13 protein-coding genes are annotated in these 15,973 nt (G+C 72.2%); 9 read left to right on the top strand and 4 right to left on the bottom strand.

Annotated elements, in window-relative coordinates; translation table 11 throughout:
* Window positions 1-2: 2 nt before the first annotated feature.
* From QZV97_RS08400 to prmB, 7 genes are read left to right on the top strand one after another with little or no spacing between them, the layout of a single operon-like run.
* Entirely contained in the window at window positions 3-1,661 is a 1,659-nt protein-coding gene (locus tag QZV97_RS08400) for a FecR domain-containing protein (protein ID WP_295641099.1), read from the top strand.
* A 10-nt stretch (window positions 1,662-1,671) separates the two neighbouring features.
* A complete protein-coding gene (locus QZV97_RS08405; RefSeq protein ID WP_295641101.1) occupies window positions 1,672-4,476 on the top strand; it encodes a CHASE2 domain-containing protein in 2,805 nt (934 codons plus the stop codon).
* A 51-nt stretch (window positions 4,477-4,527) separates the two neighbouring features.
* Window positions 4,528-5,730, top strand: coding sequence for a succinyldiaminopimelate transaminase (dapC, locus tag QZV97_RS08410; RefSeq protein WP_295641102.1), 1,203 nt, complete (start codon window positions 4,528-4,530; stop codon window positions 5,728-5,730).
* Window positions 5,731-5,736: 6 nt separating this feature from the next.
* Window positions 5,737-6,576 (top strand): 2,3,4,5-tetrahydropyridine-2,6-dicarboxylate N-succinyltransferase, encoded by an 840-nt coding sequence (dapD, locus tag QZV97_RS08415; RefSeq protein WP_295641104.1) that lies wholly within the window; start codon window positions 5,737-5,739, stop codon window positions 6,574-6,576.
* Window positions 6,577-6,619: 43 nt separating this feature from the next.
* A complete protein-coding gene (locus tag QZV97_RS08420) occupies window positions 6,620-7,798 on the top strand; it encodes a PilT/PilU family type 4a pilus ATPase (protein ID WP_295641106.1) in 1,179 nt (392 codons plus the stop codon).
* Between the two features lie 2 nt (window positions 7,799-7,800).
* Window positions 7,801-8,958 (top strand): succinyl-diaminopimelate desuccinylase, encoded by a 1,158-nt coding sequence (dapE, locus tag QZV97_RS08425; protein ID WP_295641151.1) that lies wholly within the window; start codon window positions 7,801-7,803, stop codon window positions 8,956-8,958.
* Complete coding sequence (prmB, locus tag QZV97_RS08430) at window positions 8,955-9,833, top strand: 50S ribosomal protein L3 N(5)-glutamine methyltransferase (RefSeq protein WP_295641108.1); 879 nt, start codon at window positions 8,955-8,957, stop codon at window positions 9,831-9,833. Before dapE ends, prmB begins: the two co-directional genes overlap by 4 nt.
* Here the strand turns inward: prmB and QZV97_RS08435 are convergent.
* Window positions 9,830-10,408: a hypothetical protein gene (locus QZV97_RS08435; protein WP_295641110.1), complete on the bottom strand. Its 579-nt coding sequence runs from the start codon at window positions 10,406-10,408 to the stop codon at window positions 9,830-9,832. The genes prmB and QZV97_RS08435 overlap by 4 nt on opposite strands.
* Before the next feature lie 154 nt (window positions 10,409-10,562).
* On the opposite strand from QZV97_RS08435, the gene QZV97_RS08440 reads away from it, so the two are divergent.
* Complete coding sequence (locus tag QZV97_RS08440; protein WP_295641112.1) at window positions 10,563-12,521, top strand: ATP-binding cassette domain-containing protein; 1,959 nt, start codon at window positions 10,563-10,565, stop codon at window positions 12,519-12,521.
* Between the two features lie 9 nt (window positions 12,522-12,530).
* Here the strand turns inward: QZV97_RS08440 and QZV97_RS08445 are convergent, their stop codons facing one another.
* Genes QZV97_RS08445 through QZV97_RS08455 form a run of 3 tightly spaced genes read right to left on the bottom strand, consistent with a single transcriptional unit; the run spans window position 12,531 to window position 14,874 of the window.
* Entirely contained in the window at window positions 12,531-13,034 is a 504-nt protein-coding gene (locus QZV97_RS08445; RefSeq protein WP_295641114.1) for a RidA family protein, read from the bottom strand.
* Between the two features lie 29 nt (window positions 13,035-13,063).
* Window positions 13,064-13,939, bottom strand: a complete 876-nt coding sequence (locus tag QZV97_RS08450; protein ID WP_295641116.1) for a YbgC/FadM family acyl-CoA thioesterase — start codon at window positions 13,937-13,939, stop codon at window positions 13,064-13,066.
* Window positions 13,936-14,874 carry an alpha/beta hydrolase gene (locus QZV97_RS08455; protein ID WP_295641118.1) on the bottom strand — a complete coding sequence of 313 codons (939 nt, stop codon included), beginning with the start codon at window positions 14,872-14,874 and terminating at the stop codon, window positions 13,936-13,938. The genes QZV97_RS08450 and QZV97_RS08455 overlap by 4 nt, the downstream gene beginning before the upstream one ends.
* Before the next feature lie 46 nt (window positions 14,875-14,920).
* On the opposite strand from QZV97_RS08455, the gene QZV97_RS08460 reads away from it, so the two are divergent.
* Window positions 14,921-15,973: iron-containing alcohol dehydrogenase (locus QZV97_RS08460; RefSeq protein ID WP_295641120.1), on the top strand; the 1,053-nt coding region annotated here is incomplete at its 3' end.

Raw genomic sequence — 15,973 nt, forward strand, 5'->3', positions numbered from 1 at the left:
GCGTGCCCGCCCCAACCATGCGCCAGCGCATCGTTCGCCTCCTGCTGCCCTGGCTGTGCGGCCTGCTGCTGGCTGCTGCCGGCCCGGCCGGGGCGCAGTCCGAGTCCCCCGATGGCGACTGGGTCTACCGTATCGCGCCGGCCGACACGCTGATCGGCTTGTCGGGCACCTACCTGCAGGCGCCCTACGGCTGGCGCGACCTGCAAAAGCTCAACCGCATCGCCGACCCGCTGCGGCTGGTGCCCGGCAGCGCGCTGCGCATCCCGCTGAAGTGGCTGCGGCGCGAGGTCGGCGTGGCCGAAGTCGTCCACGTGCAGGGCGAGACCCAGGTCGTGCGCGGCAGCGAGCCGTCGCGTGCGGTGCAGACCGGCGAGTCGCTGCGAGCCGGCGACGTGCTGCGCACGGGCGCGGGCGCCTCGCTGACGCTGCGCTTCGCCGACGGCTCGCGGCTGCTGGCCACGCCCGACAGCGAGTTCCGCATCGAGCGCCTGCTGGTGCTGGGTCGCAGCGGGCTGGCGGACACGCGCCTGCAGCTCGACCGAGGCAGCGTCGACACCGTCGTCACGCCGCAGAAGGGCCGCCGCGGCGGCTACGAGATCCGCACGCCGACGGTCAATCTCGGCGTGCGCGGCACCGAGTTCCGCGCGCACGCGGACCCGGCGAGCGCGCGCGTCGAGGTCCTGACCGGCCAGGTCGCGGCGACGGCCGGTCGCGAGGTCCGCGTCGACGCGGGCTTCGGCAGCGTCGCCGCCGCCGGCAAGCCGCCGCAGCCGCCGCGCCGGCTGCTGCCTGCGCCGCAACTGCCGGCCGACGGCATCCGGCTAGAGCGCATCCCGCTGCGCCTCGGCTGGCAGGCGGCCGCCGGCGCCAGCGGCTATCGCGCCCAGGTGCTGGCCGACGGCCAGCCCGAACGCCTGCTGCTCGACGGCCAGTTCACCGACCCCGCGGCGCGCTGGGCCGACCTGCCCGACGGCCGCTACCTGCTGCGCGTGCGCGCCGTCGACGCCGACGGGCTGGAGGGCCTGAACGCCAGCACGACGCTGGTCGTCAAGGCGCGGCCCGAGCCGCCGTTCACCAGCCAGCCCGGCGCCGATGCACGCGTCTACGGCGACGCCGCCGCCTTCGCGTGGACGCGCCCGGCCGTGGCCGCGCGCTACCGGCTGCAGGTCGCCGACGACGCCGGGTTCACGCGCCTGCGCGCCGACGAGCGCGCGCTGGCCGAGCCGGCTTTCCAGCTCGCCCTGCCGCCGGGCCGCTACCACTGGCGGCTGGCCAGCATCTCCGCCGACGGCGACCAGGGCCCGTTCGGCGACGCGCAGGCTTTCACTCAGCGCGCCATCCCGCCCAGCCCGGCCGCCGAGCCGCCGCAGGTGGGTGACGGCCAGCTGGTGTTCCGCTGGCAGGCGGCGACCGCCGGCGAATCCTTCGATGTCCAGGTGGCGCGCGATGCCGAGTTCACCCAGATCGTGCGCGCCGAACGCACCGCGCAAGCCAGCATCGCGCTCGTCGATCCGCCTTCCGGCCGCTACTACATGCGCGTCCGCACCGTGGACCCGGACGGCTTCGCCGGCCCTTACGGCGGTACGCAGCAGATCGAGGTGCCGACGTCGCGCTGGTGGCTGCTGATCCCGCCGGCCGTGTGGCTGCTGCTGGCGCTGTGAGCCGCCGACGATGAACGACCCACGGCGCTGGTTCGAACGCCTGACACGGCCCGCCGAGGGCGAGACGAGCCTGCTGTGGGTGCCGCTGGGGGCGCTGCTGGCGGCCGGCTTGCTGTGGCTGAGCCCGCTGCACGAACGCCTCACGCATGCCTGGAACGACACCCAGCTGCGCTGGCTCGCCGCGTCCGCCCCCGACCCGGAACTGCTGCTGGTCGACATCGACGACGCCTCGCTGCGCGAGCTGCAGCCGCGCCTGGGCAACTGGCCGCTGAGGCGCGACGTCTACGCGCTGACGATCGACTACCTGCGCGATGCCGGCGCACGGCTGGTCGCGCTGGACATCGTGTTCGCCGACCCCCGCGACGGCGACGACGCCCTGCAGCGCAGCCTGGGCAAGCCCGGCCCGGTCGTGCTGGCGGCCAGCGGCCAGCGCCAGGCCCCGGTCGACGGCTTGCCGCCGGCCTTGCCGCTGGACCGCGTCGCTCTGCCCGCGACGACGACACCGGCGGCCGACTGGGCCGCCTTCACGCCGCCGACGCCGCAGCTGCTGTCGGCCCTGTCGCGACCCGGGGCCGTCGGCGTCATCACGACGCCGCTCGACAGCGACGGTCGCCTGCGTCGGCTGCCCCTGCTGCATCGCGCGCAGGGCCGCGTCCTGCCGTCCTTCCCGCTGGCGGTGGCGATGAGCCGGGGCATCGTCGACCACGCCTGGCCGACCGACGCGCAGGGCATGGCGACGCTGGCCTTCCCGGCCTCGCCGCAGGCGATCGCCTCGCTGCCCTTCAGCACGCTCGCCGACGCGGCGCTCGGCCGCGGTGACGGCGACGCCCTGCGCGAGCGCATCCGAGATCGCGTCGTCTTCGTCGGCAGCAGCGCCTTCCTCGGCGACGGCGTGATGACGCCGAGCGGGCAGTTCTCGGGCACCGCGCTGCTGGCCAGCGCCTATGCGGCCTTGCGCGACGGCCGCGTGCTGCATCCGCCGGGACCGCTCGGCAACGGCCTGCTCCTGGCCCTGGCCCTGCTGCCGGCCGGGCTGACCTGGCAGCGTGGCCGGCCGGACCTCCTGCGCGACGGGCTGGCCGCGCTCGGCGCGCTGGTCGCCGTCCTGCTGGCGGCCTGGATCGCCCTGAGCGTGTGGCACCGGCAGACCGATGCGGCACTGCCGGTCGTCGTCATCGTCACCGGCTTCCTGCTGGCCGCCGCGGCACAGCAGCGCTGGATGAACCGCGCCAACCGGCGCCTCGCCTACGAACGCGCCGTGGCCGACGCCGCGAACCAGGCCAAGACCGAGTTCCTGGCCAACGTCAGCCACGAGATCCGCACGCCGATGACGGCGCTGCTGGGCGTCGCCGAGCTGCTGGCGGAGACACCGCTGACGCCGCAGCAACGGCGCCACGTCGAGATCTTCCGGCAGTCGGGCCAGACACTCTTCGAGCTGATCAACGACCTGCTGGACCTGTCGAAGATCGAGGCCGGGCGCTTCGAACTCGACTCCACCAGCTTCTCGCTGCACCGCCTGCTGGCCGACCAGGTGGCGCTGCTGCGCGTGCGCGCCGTGGCCAAGGACCTGAGCCTGGACCTGACGCTCGATCCGTCGGTCCCCGACGGCGTGCGCGGCGACCGCAAGCGCCTGGAACAGGCGCTGCTCAACCTGGTCGGCAACGCCATCAAGTTCACCCAGCGCGGCCGGGTCGACCTGCTGGTGCAGCGCGAGCCCGGGGGTGGCGACCGCCTGCGCTTCACGGTCCGCGACACCGGCATCGGCATCGCCCGCAGCAAGCTCGACGCGATCTTCCTGCCGTTCACACAGGCCGACGGCAGCATCACGCGCTCCTACGGAGGCACCGGCCTCGGGCTCGCGATCACCAAGCGCGTGGTCGAGCTGATGGGCGGTCGCATCTGGGTCGACAGCCAGCCCGGCCAGGGCACGAGCTTCCACTTCACGCTGCCGCTGCCTCCAGCCGACCTGGGGCTGCAGCCCGCAGCGGACGACCCGGTCGATGCCGCTCCCGCCGACGCCCTGCGCCTGCTGCTGGCCGAGGACAACCCGGTCAACGTCTACCTCGTCGAGCAGATGCTGGCCGACAGCGGCCACCGCATCGACGTGGCGCCCAACGGCCTGGTGGCGCTGGAGCGCTTGCGCCAGAAGCGCTACCACCTGGTGCTGATGGACATGCAGATGCCGGCGATGGACGGCTACACGACGACCCGCGAGCTGCGGCGCCTCGAGGCCGACGAGGGCCGCGCGCCGGTGCCGGTGCTGGCGCTGACGGCCAACGCCTTCGAGAGCGACGTGCGGCGCAGCCTCGAAGCCGGCTGCAACGCCCACCTGAGCAAGCCCTTCGGCAAGGCGGCGCTGCTCGACGCGATCGCGCGGCTGCATGCGCCGCGACGCGACGGCGAGTCGATCACCCAGCCCGCGCCGCTGCCGTCCGAGCACCTGCCGCGGCCGGCCCGCGCGCTCGAGGTGCTGGCCCGCGAGGCCGGTGTCGACACGGCCACGGCGCTGGGGCGCCTCGAAGGCAACGAAGAGCTCTACCTGCGCCTCGTCGAGCATGCGGCGATCTTCATGGGCAACTGGTCGCGCAGCTACGACGAGGCCAGCGCGGCCGGCAGCGCCGACCAGCTGCTGCGCCTGGCACACGACCTGAAGGGCATCGCCGCCACGCTCGGCGCCGACTCGCTGTCGCAAGCCGCCCGGCAACTCGAGCTGGCCTTGCGCGACGCCCCGTCGGCGCGTCACGACGGTCCGCGCGGCGGCGTCGAGGCGCAACTCGGGCCGCTGTTGCTGGCGCTGTCGCGGGCGCTGCCCTGAGGCCGCTCCGGCGCCGCGCCCGCCCGCGGCGCGCTGGGGATAATCGTGCCGATGAATCCCCTGTTGTCGCGCCTGCAGCCCTACCCCTTCGAGCGGCTGCGCGAGCTGACGCGCGGCGTGACGCCGAACGCCGCGCTGGCGCCGATCAGCCTGGGCATCGGCGAGCCCAAGCATCCGACCCCGCCCTTCATCCGTGAGGCGCTGGCGGGCGCGCTGGACGGACTGGCCAGCTACCCCGCCACGGCCGGCGAGCCCGCGCTGCGCGAGGCCTGCGCGTCCTGGGTGCAGCGGCGCTACGGCGTGACGCTGGATGCGGCGACCCAGGTGCTGCCGGTCAACGGCTCGCGCGAGGCACTGTTCGCCCTGGCGCAGACCGTCGTCGATGCGACGAAGCCCGGCGCCACCGTCGTCTGCCCCAATCCCTTCTATCAGATCTACGAAGGCGCGGCCCTGCTCGCCGGTGCGCAGACCGTGTTCGCGAACAGCGACCCCGCCCGCAACTTCGCGGTCGACTGGGCGTCCGTCGACGACGCGACCTGGGCACGGACGCAACTGCTCTACGTCTGCTCGCCCGGCAACCCCACCGGCGCGGTGATGCCGCTGGGCGAGTGGCAGCGGCTGTTCGAACTGTCGGACCGGCACGGCTTCGTCATCGCCTCCGACGAGTGCTACTCGGAGATCTGGTTCCAGGGCGAGCCGCCGCTCGGCGGACTGCAGGCGGCGGCGGCGCTGGGCCGCCATGACTTCCGCCGGCTGATCGCCTTCACCAGCCTGTCCAAGCGCAGCAACGTGCCGGGCCTGCGCTCGGGCTTCGTCGCCGGCGACGCGGCCATCCTCAAGGACTTCCTGCTCTATCGCACCTACCACGGCGCCGCGATGGGCCCGGCCGTGCAGCGCGCCAGCATCGCGGCCTGGAACGACGAGGCCCACGTCGAGGCCAACCGCGCGCTCTACCGCGCCAAGTTCGAGCGCGTGACGCCGATGCTGGCCGCCGTGATGGACGTGGCCCTGCCGGATGCCGGCTTCTACCTGTGGGCGCGCGTGCCCGAGCGGGTCTGCGGCGGCAGCGACACCGCCTTCGCCCGCGAACTGCTCGCTCAATACAATGTGACGGTGCTGCCCGGCAGCTACCTCGCACGCGAGGCCGGCGGCAGCAACCCGGGACAAGGCCGCGTGCGCATGGCGCTGGTGGCCGGCGTCGACGAATGCGTCGAGGCGGCCCGTCGCATCGTTTCCTTCATCCAGTCACGCTGAGATCCCATGTCCACGAACGCCACGCCCGAACTGCAAGCCCTCATCGACCTCGCCTGGGAGGGCCGCGCCAGCCTGTCGCCCACCAGCGCCGACCCCAAGCTGCGCGAGGCCGTCGAGGCCGTGATCTCGGACCTGAACAAGGGCCGGCTGCGCGTCGCCGACCGCCAGGGGGTCGGCCAGTGGCAGGTCAACCAGTGGGTCAAGAAGGCGGTGCTGCTGAGCTTCCGCCTCAACGACAACAAGGTCTCGCGCGCCGGCGACCTGGGCTTCTTCGACAAGGTCGGCACCAAGTTCGCCCACCTCGACGATGCGCAGATGCGCGCCACCGGCGTGCGCGTGGTCCCGCCGGCCGTGGCACGGCGCGGCAGCTACATCGCGAAGAACGTGGTGCTGATGCCCAGCTACGTCAACATCGGCGCCTACGTCGACGAGGGCACGATGGTCGACACCTGGGCCACGGTGGGCTCGTGCGCGCAGATCGGCAAGAACGTGCACCTGTCGGGCGGCGTCGGCATCGGTGGCGTGCTCGAGCCGCTGCAGGCCAACCCGACCATCATCGAGGACAACTGCTTCATCGGCGCGCGCTCCGAGGTCGTCGAAGGCGTGATCGTCGAGGAGAACTCGGTGATCTCGATGGGCGTCTACATCGGCCAGAGCACCAAGATCTACGACCGCGCGACGGGCGAGGTGAGCTACGGCCGCGTGCCGGCCGGCTCGGTCGTCGTTTCCGGCAATTTGCCCTCGGCCGATGGCAAGTATTCGTTGTACTGTGCGGTGATCGTCAAGAAGGTCGATGCGCAGACCCGCGCCAAGACCAGCATCAACGAGCTGCTGCGCGGCGCCTGAGAAGGCATCCGGGCGCGCAGCGACAGCCACCGAGGGAGTCGGCATGAGCGGAAACATGGAGCGGGTGCTGCGGTTGATGGCCGAGAAGAAGGCCTCGGACGTCTACCTGACGTCCAACGCACCGATCCAGATCAAGATCAACGGCCAGATGCTGCAGCTGTCGGACCAGGCGCTGACGCCCGAACAGCCGCGCCAGTTGCTGGCCGAGTTGCTGGCGCCTGCTCAGCTGGAAGAGCTCGACGAGCTCGGCGAACTCAACATGGGCCTCGGCGTGGCCGGCGTCGGGAGCTTTCGCCTCAGCGCCTTCCGGCAGCGCGGCTCGATCGCGGCGGTGTTCCGCTGCATCCCGCCCGACATCCCGACGCTCGATTCGCTGAAGCTGCCCGAGATCCTGAACACGCTGATCCTCGAGAAGCGCGGCCTGATCCTGCTGGTGGGCGCCACCGGCACCGGCAAGAGCACGACGCTGGCCTCCATGCTCGAGCACCGCAACCGCAACCTGGCCGGCCACATCCTCACGATCGAGGACCCGGTCGAGTTCCTGTTCACCAACAAGAAGTCCATCGTCAACCAGCGCGAGGTCGGCCGCGACACGCAGAGCCTGCAGATCGGCCTGAAGAACGCGCTGCGCCAGGCGCCGGACTGCATCCTGATCGGCGAGATCCGCGATCGCGAGACGATGACGATGGCGATCTCGTACGCGCTGTCGGGCCACCTGGTGCTGTCCACCCTGCACGCCAACAACTCCTACCACGCGCTGGGCCGGATCCTGAGCTTCTACACGCCCGAGTCGCGGCCGGCGCTGATGAGCGACCTGTCGTCGGCGCTGAAGGCCGTGGTCTCGCAGCGCCTGGTGCGCTCCACCGCCGGCGGCCGCGTGCCGGCCGTCGAGGTGATGCTCAACACCAAGCTGATATCGGACCTGATCGCCCAGGGCGACTTCTCCGGCGTCAAGGAGGCGATGGAGCAGTCGCTGGCCGAAGGCTCGCAGACCTTCGAGGCCGAGCTCGCGCGCTTCATCAACGAAGGCACGATCACGCGCGACGAGGGCCTGTCGTATGCCGACTCGCCGACCAACCTGATGTGGCGGCTGCAGAACGAGACCGGCGCGCAGTCCAAGCTCATCGCCAAGAAGGAAGAGAAGGACGACGGTCCTTCCTTCACCGACATCACGCTCGAGGTGCGCGACGAAGGCAAGCGCACCAACTTCGGCGGGCTGTGAGTGTGTCCGCCGGTGCGGCGCTCGGCCTGGCCGAACAGCTGATCGCGCGGCGCTCGGTCACGCCCCAGGACGACGGCTGCCAGTCGCTGATCGCGCAACGCCTCGCGGCCGCGGGCTTCGATTGCCACACGATCGCGGGCGGCCCCGACGACTTCCGCGTCACCAACCTCTGGGCCGTGAGGCGCGGCCGCGGCGGCAGCGAGGCCACGCTGCTGGCCTTCGCCGGCCACACCGACGTGGTCCCGACCGGCCCGCTCGAGCGCTGGACCAGCGACCCCTTCGTCCCCAGCCATCGCGATGGCCGCCTGTACGGCCGCGGCGCGGCCGACATGAAGACCTCGATCGCCTGCATGGTCGCCGCCGTCGAGGACTTCGTCGCCGCGACGCCCGGGCACGCCGGTTCGATCGCGCTGCTGATCACCAGCGACGAGGAAGGCCCGGCGCTCGACGGCACGACGCGCGTCGTGGACTGGCTGCGTGAGCGCGGCGAACGCATCGATGCCTGCATCGTCGGCGAACCGACCTCGGTGCAGGCGCTCGGCGACATGATCAAGAACGGCCGCCGCGGCTCGCTGACGGGCCGGCTGGTGGTCGAGGGCGTGCAGGGGCACATCGCCTACCCGCAGCTCGCCAGGAACCCGATCCACCTGCTGGCGCCGGCCCTGGCCGAGCTGACGACCATCGACTGGGACCGCGGCAACGAGCACTTCCCGCCGACCAGCTGGCAGGTGTCCAACCTGCATGCCGGCACCGGCGCGGGCAACGTGATCCCCGGCGAGGCGATCGTCGACTTCAACTTCCGCTTCTCGACGGAATCGACTCCCGAGTCGCTGCAGTCGCGCCTGGCCGCCGTGCTGGACCGGCACGGCCTGAGCTACCGCATCGACTGGACCCTGGGCGGCCGGCCCTTCCTGACGCGGCCGGGTTCGCTGATCGCCGCCCTGCGCGAGGCCATCCGCCAGGTCACCGGCCGCGAGACCGAGCTGTCGACCACCGGCGGCACCTCGGACGGCCGCTTCATCGCGGCAATCTGCCCCCAGGTGGTCGAGTGCGGCCCGGTCAACGCGAGCATCCACCAGATCGACGAGCACGTCGCGGTGGCCGACATCGCGCCGCTGCAGGCGATCTACCGCGGTGCGCTGGAGCGCCTTGTCAAATGACCCTGGGGGACCTCGTCGATCTGCAAGCCGACCGCCTGACCGAGGCCGGCGTCGCCTTCGGTCACGGCACGACCAACGCCCACGACGAGGCCGCCTGGCTGGTGCAGTGGGCGCTGGACCTGCCGCTCGACGCGCTGCACGACGAAGCCGGGCGGCCGGTGTCGGCCAGCGAGCGGCTGGTGGTCGACGCGCTGATCGAGCGCCGCATCCGCACCCGCCTGCCGGCCGCCTACCTGACCCAGCAGGCCTGGCTGCAGGGCGTGGCCTTCTACGTCGACGAGCGCGTGATCGTGCCGCGCAGCTTCATCGCCGAGCTGATCGCCGACGCCAGCATCGACCGCTGGATCGCCCCGACCGCGCGCCGCATGCTGGACCTGTGCACCGGCAACGGCAGCCTCGCGATCCTGGCGGCGATGGCCTGGCCCGACCTCCGCATCGATGCCAGCGACCTGTCGGAGGACGCGCTCGCGGTGGCGCGCATCAACGTCGATGCCCATCAGCTCGGCAGCCGCATCAGCCTGCTGCGCTCCGACGGCCTGCAGCGCCTCGAAGGTCCGTACGACCTGATCCTGTGCAACCCGCCCTACGTCAACGCGGCCTCGATGGCGGCATTGCCGCCCGAGTACCGCGCCGAGCCGGCCCTCGCCCTCGACGGCAATGCCGACGGCGGCGAGGACGGCATGGACTTCGTCCGCGCGCTGCTGCGCGAGGCGCCGCGGCACATGACCGAAGACGCCGTGCTGGTGCTGGAGATCGGCAACGAGCGCGAGCACTTCGAGCGCGCCTTCCCGCGCCTGCCGGCGCTGTGGCTGGAGACCAGCGCCGGGCCCGACCAGGTGCTGCTGCTGACGCGCGAGGCGCTCGGCCGGGACTAGGACTTGGGGTCGAGCGGCGGCGACCCGGGCGCCGGTGCGACCCACTTCGCCTGGGCGGCCTCGAAGTCCGAGGCGCTGGCCTCGGCCACGTGGATGCGCCGGGCGTCCACGTCCATCGCATCCGTCTTCGGATGAGCGGCCGCCACCGCGTCGGCTGCGGCCTGTTCCTCGGCCCGCTCGACCACCGCGACGGCCAGCCGGGAGCGCAGCTCGGCCAGACCTTCCTGCTGCCAGTTGGTGACCAGGCTCTCCAGCTGCTGCAAGGCGGCCTTCAGCACGTCCACCGGCACCTCGTCCAGGGCCTCGGCGCCCTGCTTGCGCAGCGCGGCCTCCATGTAGCCCAGGTGACGCAGCACCGACCGCGCGTGCGGGTGCCGCTTCAGCAGTGCACGCAGCTGGCTCCCGATCAGCTCGACGCGCGCCTCGTCCAGGCCGCGCACCGCGCGCGAGGGCGCCCGGGGCGGTGGAGGCGCGGCCTCGGCCGGGGCGGCGGGGTCCTGCAGCACGACGTGCACGTTGATCCCGCGGCGTTCGAGCCGCAGGTGATGACCGAGGAGGGGCAGCCAGCGCTTCATGGCAAGTTGATCGGCCATCGCGGCCACGGTTCCGAGCATAGGGTCGGCCGCGCCGCCGCGGCGCCTCGCTTCGCAAGGGGAGCGTGATGTCTGTCGCAAGTCGTTCGACGCGCTGCCGTCCCGGTATGCTTGCGCCCCCCGAAAGCCGCCTCCGATGATCCGACTCCAGAACCTCGTCCTGCGCCGCGGCCCCAAGATCGTGCTGCAGGGCGCCGACCTCACTCTGAACCCCGGCGAGAAGATCGGCCTCGTCGGCCGCAACGGCGCCGGCAAGTCCTCGCTGTTCGCCCTGCTGACCGGCCGGCTCCAGGCCGACGCGGGCGATTTCTCGATGCCCCCGCGCTGGCGCCTGGCCGAGGTCGCCCAGCACATGCCCGAAACCGCCGACCCGGCGACCGACTTCGTGCTCGAGGGCGACTCGCGCCTGATGGAGGCCCAGGCGGCGCTGGCCGCGGCCGAAGCCAGCGGCGACGGCCACGCGATCGGCGACGCCCATGCGCATCTCGCCGAGGCCGGTGCCTACGACGCCCGGCCGCGCGCGCAGGCGCTGATGCTCGGCCTGGGCTTCAGGAGCGCGCAGCTCGATGCGCCGGTCAACAGCTTCTCGGGCGGCTGGCGCATGCGCCTGCAGCTGGCGCGCGCGCTGATGTGCCCGAGCGACCTGCTGCTGCTGGACGAGCCGACCAACCACCTCGACCTCGACGCGCTGGTGTGGCTGGAGTCCTGGCTGCAACGCTACGAGGGCACGATGCTCGTCATCAGCCACGACCGCGAGTTCCTCGACGCGATCACCCAGGTCACGGTTCACCTCGAGGAGACGCAGCTCACGCGCTACGGCGGCAACTACAGCGCCTTCGAGATGATGCGCGCCGAACGCCTGAGCCAGCAGCAGGCCGCCTTCAGCCGCCAGCAGGACAAGGTGGCGCAGCTGCAGCGCTTCATCGACCGCTTCAAGGCCAAGGCCAGCAAGGCCAAGCAGGCGCAGAGCCGCGTCAAGGCGCTGGAGCGCATGGAGAAGATCGCCCCGGTGCTGACCGCGGCCGACTTCAGCTTCGAGTTCAAGGAGCCGCAGAACCTCCCGAATCCGATGCTCGCGATGCGGGAGATGCGATGTGGCTACGCCGTCGAAGGCGGTGACCCCATCACCATCGTCCGCGACATCAACCGCTCGGTCCAGCCGGGCCAGCGCATCGGCATCCTCGGCGCCAACGGCCAGGGCAAGTCGACGCTGGTCAAGACGCTGGCGCGCACCCTGCCCGCCATCGCCGGCAGCGTGACCGAGGGCAAGGGCCTGGCGATCGGCTACTTCGCGCAGCAGGAGATGGACCTGCTGACGCCCGACAGCGGACCGATGGAGCACATGGTGCGGCTCGCCAAGCAGGTGTCGCCCGGCGCGCGCGAGCAGGAACTGCGCAACTTCCTCGGCCAGTTCCGCTTCAGCGGCGACATGGTCCACCAGCAGGTCGGCTCGCTGTCCGGGGGCGAGAAGGCGCGCCTGGTGCTGGCGATGATCGTCTGGCAGCGCCCCAACCTGCTGCTGCTGGACGAGCCGACCAACCACCTGGACCTGCAGACCCGCGAGGCGCTGTCGATGGCCCTCAACGAGTTCGAGGGCACGGTGATGCTGGTCAGCCACGACCGCGCGCTGCTGCGCGAGGTCTGCGACGAGTTCTGGCTCGTCAGCGGCGGTGGCGTGCGCGACTTCGACGGCGACCTCGACGACTACCAGCGCTGGCTGCTCGAGCAGTCGCGCGAGCAGTCCCGCGCCTATGCGCAGGCCCTGCGCACCCAGGCCGCGGCGCCGCCGCCGGCCGCCCCCGCCGATGCCGGCGGCCGGCGCGAGGACCGCAAGGCCCAGGCGCAGGCCCGCCAGCGAAACGCCGACCGCGCCAGGCCGCTGAAGACCGAGCAGGCCCGCGTCGAGGCCCGCATCGCCGAGGCGACGCCGCAGCGTGACGCGCTGGCCGCGAGCCTGGGCGAGGCCGGGCTCGACGCCGCCGAGCGGGCCGAGCGCGGTCGCCGCCTCAAGGCCCTGGGCGACGAGGTCGATGCGCTCGAGGCGCGCTGGCTGGAGCTGGGCGAGGCGCTCGAGGCGCTGGACGCCGGCGGCTGAGCGCCGTCCTCAGAACGTGCTGGTGCCGGCCTCGCGCTCGCCCAGCGCGACGATCATGTCGATCTCGACCGCGGCGTTCTTCGGCAGCTGCAGCACGCCGATCGAAGTCCGCGTGTGCCCGCCCGAGGGCTGGAACACCGTGTAGAGGATGTCGGACGCCGCATCGGCCACCTCGCTCTGCTCGGTGAAGTTGGCGGCGCTCTTCACGTAGACCGTCATGCGCAGGATGCGCTTCACGCGGTCCAGCGTGCCCACGGTCTGCCGGACGACGGCCAGCGCGCGCAGCACGCACAGCCGCGCCGCGTGGCGGCCCTCCTCCAGCGAGACGTCGGCGCCGACGCTGCCGGTGACGGCGACCGCGCCGCGCACGCGCGGGATCATGCCGCTGACGTAGAGCTCGCCCTCGTGCTCGACCGCGACCTCGTAGCGCGGCACGGCCTTCACCTCCTCGGCGTGGTCGATGCCCAGCTCGGCTGCCAGCTTCTTGAACAGTGCATCGCGGGCCGTGGTCATGATTCGATCTCCCGTCGCGTCTCGCGGGCCTACAGCGCCCGCACCATCTCGATGTGCGGGATGCCCGCCTCGTCGAACTCCGGCCCGCGCGGCACGAAGCCGGCCCGGGCGTAGAAGCCGGCGGCCGAGGTCTGCGCATGCAGCAGCACCTCGCGGTCGCCGCGCGCGCGGGCCGCGGCCATCAGCGCGTCCAGCACGCTGCGGCCGGCGCGACCGCCGCGCATCGGCTGGCGCACCGCCATGCGGCCGATCTTCGCGACACCCGGCACATGCTCCAGCAGGCGGCCCGTCGCGAGCGGCATGCCGATGCGGTTGTAGGCCACCGCATGCAGGCAGGCGGCGTCGGCCTCGTCCCATTCCAGGTCGGCGGGGATCTTCTGCTCCTGGATGAAGACCTCGGTGCGGATCGCGTGGGCATCGGAGCCCAGCTCGTCCCATCCGCCGCTGCGCACCTGGATCATCGACTGCCCGGCCTCGAAGTCCTGCAGCACCGCGCGAAAGTCCGGCGGCACCGGCTTGCTGGTCTGCGTGGCCGGATCGGCGAAGACGTAGACCAGCTCGCCGCCGACCAGGCGCTGGTCGGCGCGGAACACCACGCCCTCGAACATCATCGACGAGTTGCCGATGCGCCCGCAGCGGATGCCGATGTCCAGCACGTCGTCGTAGCGCGCCGAGGCCTCGTATTCCAGCGTCGCCTTGCGCACGTAGAGATCGCCGCCGAAGTGCTGCATCGACTCGGCATACGGCAGGGCCAGCGCACGCCAGTAGTCGGCGACGGCGGTGTCCAGGTACATCAGGTAATGGCCGTTGAAGACGATGCCCTGCATGTCGACCTCGGCCCAGCGCACGCGCAGGCGATGGAGGTGGCGGAAGTCCTGGCGCTTGCGCGGGCTGCCGTCGCTCATCGCAGGGCCTCCTTCAGCGCGGTGCCGGCCGCCGCATGGGCCAGCAGCGCCTCGGGGATGGCGCGGCCCATCTTGATGAAGTCGTGCACCACGCCACGCCAGATCTCCAGCTGCACCGGCACGCCCGCGGCCCGCAGGGTATCGCCGTAGGCCACGCCCTCGTCGACCAGCGGATCGCATTCGGCCAGGCCGATCCAGGCCGGCGCGACGCCGTCGTGGTCCGGCGCCAGCAGCGGCGCGAAGCGCCAGTCCTTGCGCTCCGACAGGAAGATGTAGCGGCCGAAGAACCAGTCGATCATCGGCTTGTCCAGCAGCAGGCCCTGCGCGTAGCGGCGGTGCGAGTCGGTGTCCTGGTGGGCGGTGGTGCCGGGATAGAAGAGCAGCTGCAGAGCCAGCCTCAGGCCGGCGTCGCGCGCCATCAGCGCACACACGGCGGCCAGCGTGCCGCCGGCGCTGTCGCCGCCGACCGCCAGGCGCCTGCCGTCCAGACCCAGCGAATCCGCGCCCGGCCCGGCCAGCCACTGCAGCGCGTCCCAGCAGTCCTCGACCGCGACCGGAAAACGGTGCTCGGGCGCCAGCCGGTAGGCCAGCGACAGCACCGCCGCGCCGCTCTTCAGCGCCAGCTGGCGGCACAGGCTGTCGTGGGTCTCGAGGTTGCCGATGGTGAAGCCGCCGCCGTGCAGGTACAGCAGCACCGGCAGCGTGGCGCGCGACTCGGCATACAGGCGCGCCGACACGGCGGCGCCGTCGCGCACCGGGATCGTCAGGTCCTCGACGCGGGCCAGCGGTGCGCGCGGCAGGTCCAGGATCTCGGCCCCCATCGCATAGCTGGCGCGCGCCTCGTGGACCGACAGGGTGTGCATCGGCGGCCGGCCGGCGCGCGAGATGCGCTCCAGCACGTCGCGCATGGTCGGGGTCAGGGCATCCAGGCTCATGGCGCGAGCATACTGTCGCCCGCCCGGACTTCCTGCCCCGCCCACCATGGCCAGCATCTTCTACGTCACCCAGATCCAGTTCGACTTCGGCGCGGTGCGCGAACTGGCCGCCGAATGCGCGCGCATCGGCATCACCCGGCCGCTGGTGGTCACCGACGCCGGCGTGCGCGCCGCGGGCGTGCTGCAGAAGGCGCTCGACGCGCTGAAGGACCTGCCGGTCGCCGTCTTCGACCAGACGCCGTCCAACCCGACCGAGGCCGCGGTGCGGGCCGCGCGCGAGGCCTGGAATGCGCACAAGGCCGACGGCCTGGTGGCGGTCGGCGGCGGCTCCAGCATCGACCTCGCCAAGGGCCTGGCGATCCTGGCCACGCATCCGGGCGAGCTGAAGACCTACGCCACCATCGAAGGCGGCTCGCCGAAGATCACCGCCGCGGCTGCGCCGCTGATCGCGGTGCCCACCACCGCCGGCACCGGCAGCGAGGTCGCACGCGGCGCGATCGTCATCGTCGACGACCACCGCAAGCTCGGCTTCCACTCCTGGCACCTGGTGCCCAAGGCCGCGATCTGCGACCCCGAGCTCACGCTCGGCCTGCCGGCCGGCCTGACCGCCGCGACCGGCATGGACGCGGTCGCGCACTGCATGGAGACCTTCATGTCGGCGGCCTTCAATCCGCCCGCCGACGGCATCGCGCTCGACGGCCTGGAGCGCGCCTGGGCCCACATCGAGCGCGCCACGAGCAACGGCGCCGACCGCGAGGCCCGTCGCCAGATGATGAGCGCGTCGATGCAGGGTGCGATGGCCTTCCAGAAGGGCCTGGGCTGCGTGCATTCGCTGTCGCACAGCCTCGGCGGCGTGAACCCGAAGCTGCATCACGGCACGCTGAACGCGATGTTCCTGCCCGCGGTCGTGCGCTTCAACGCCCAGGCCGACAGCGTCAGGGCCGACCGTCGCCTGGAGCGCATGGCCCATGCGATGGGCCTGGCCTCGGCGGGCGACATCCCGGCGGCGATCGCCGACATGAACGCCCGCCTCGGCCTGCCCTCGGGCCTGGCTGCGATGGCGGTCGAGCGCGACTGGACCGAGCGCATCGTGGCCGGC

The organism is uncultured Methylibium sp. (assembly GCF_902826655.1).
Lineage (GTDB): Bacteria > Pseudomonadota > Gammaproteobacteria > Burkholderiales > Burkholderiaceae_C > Methylibium.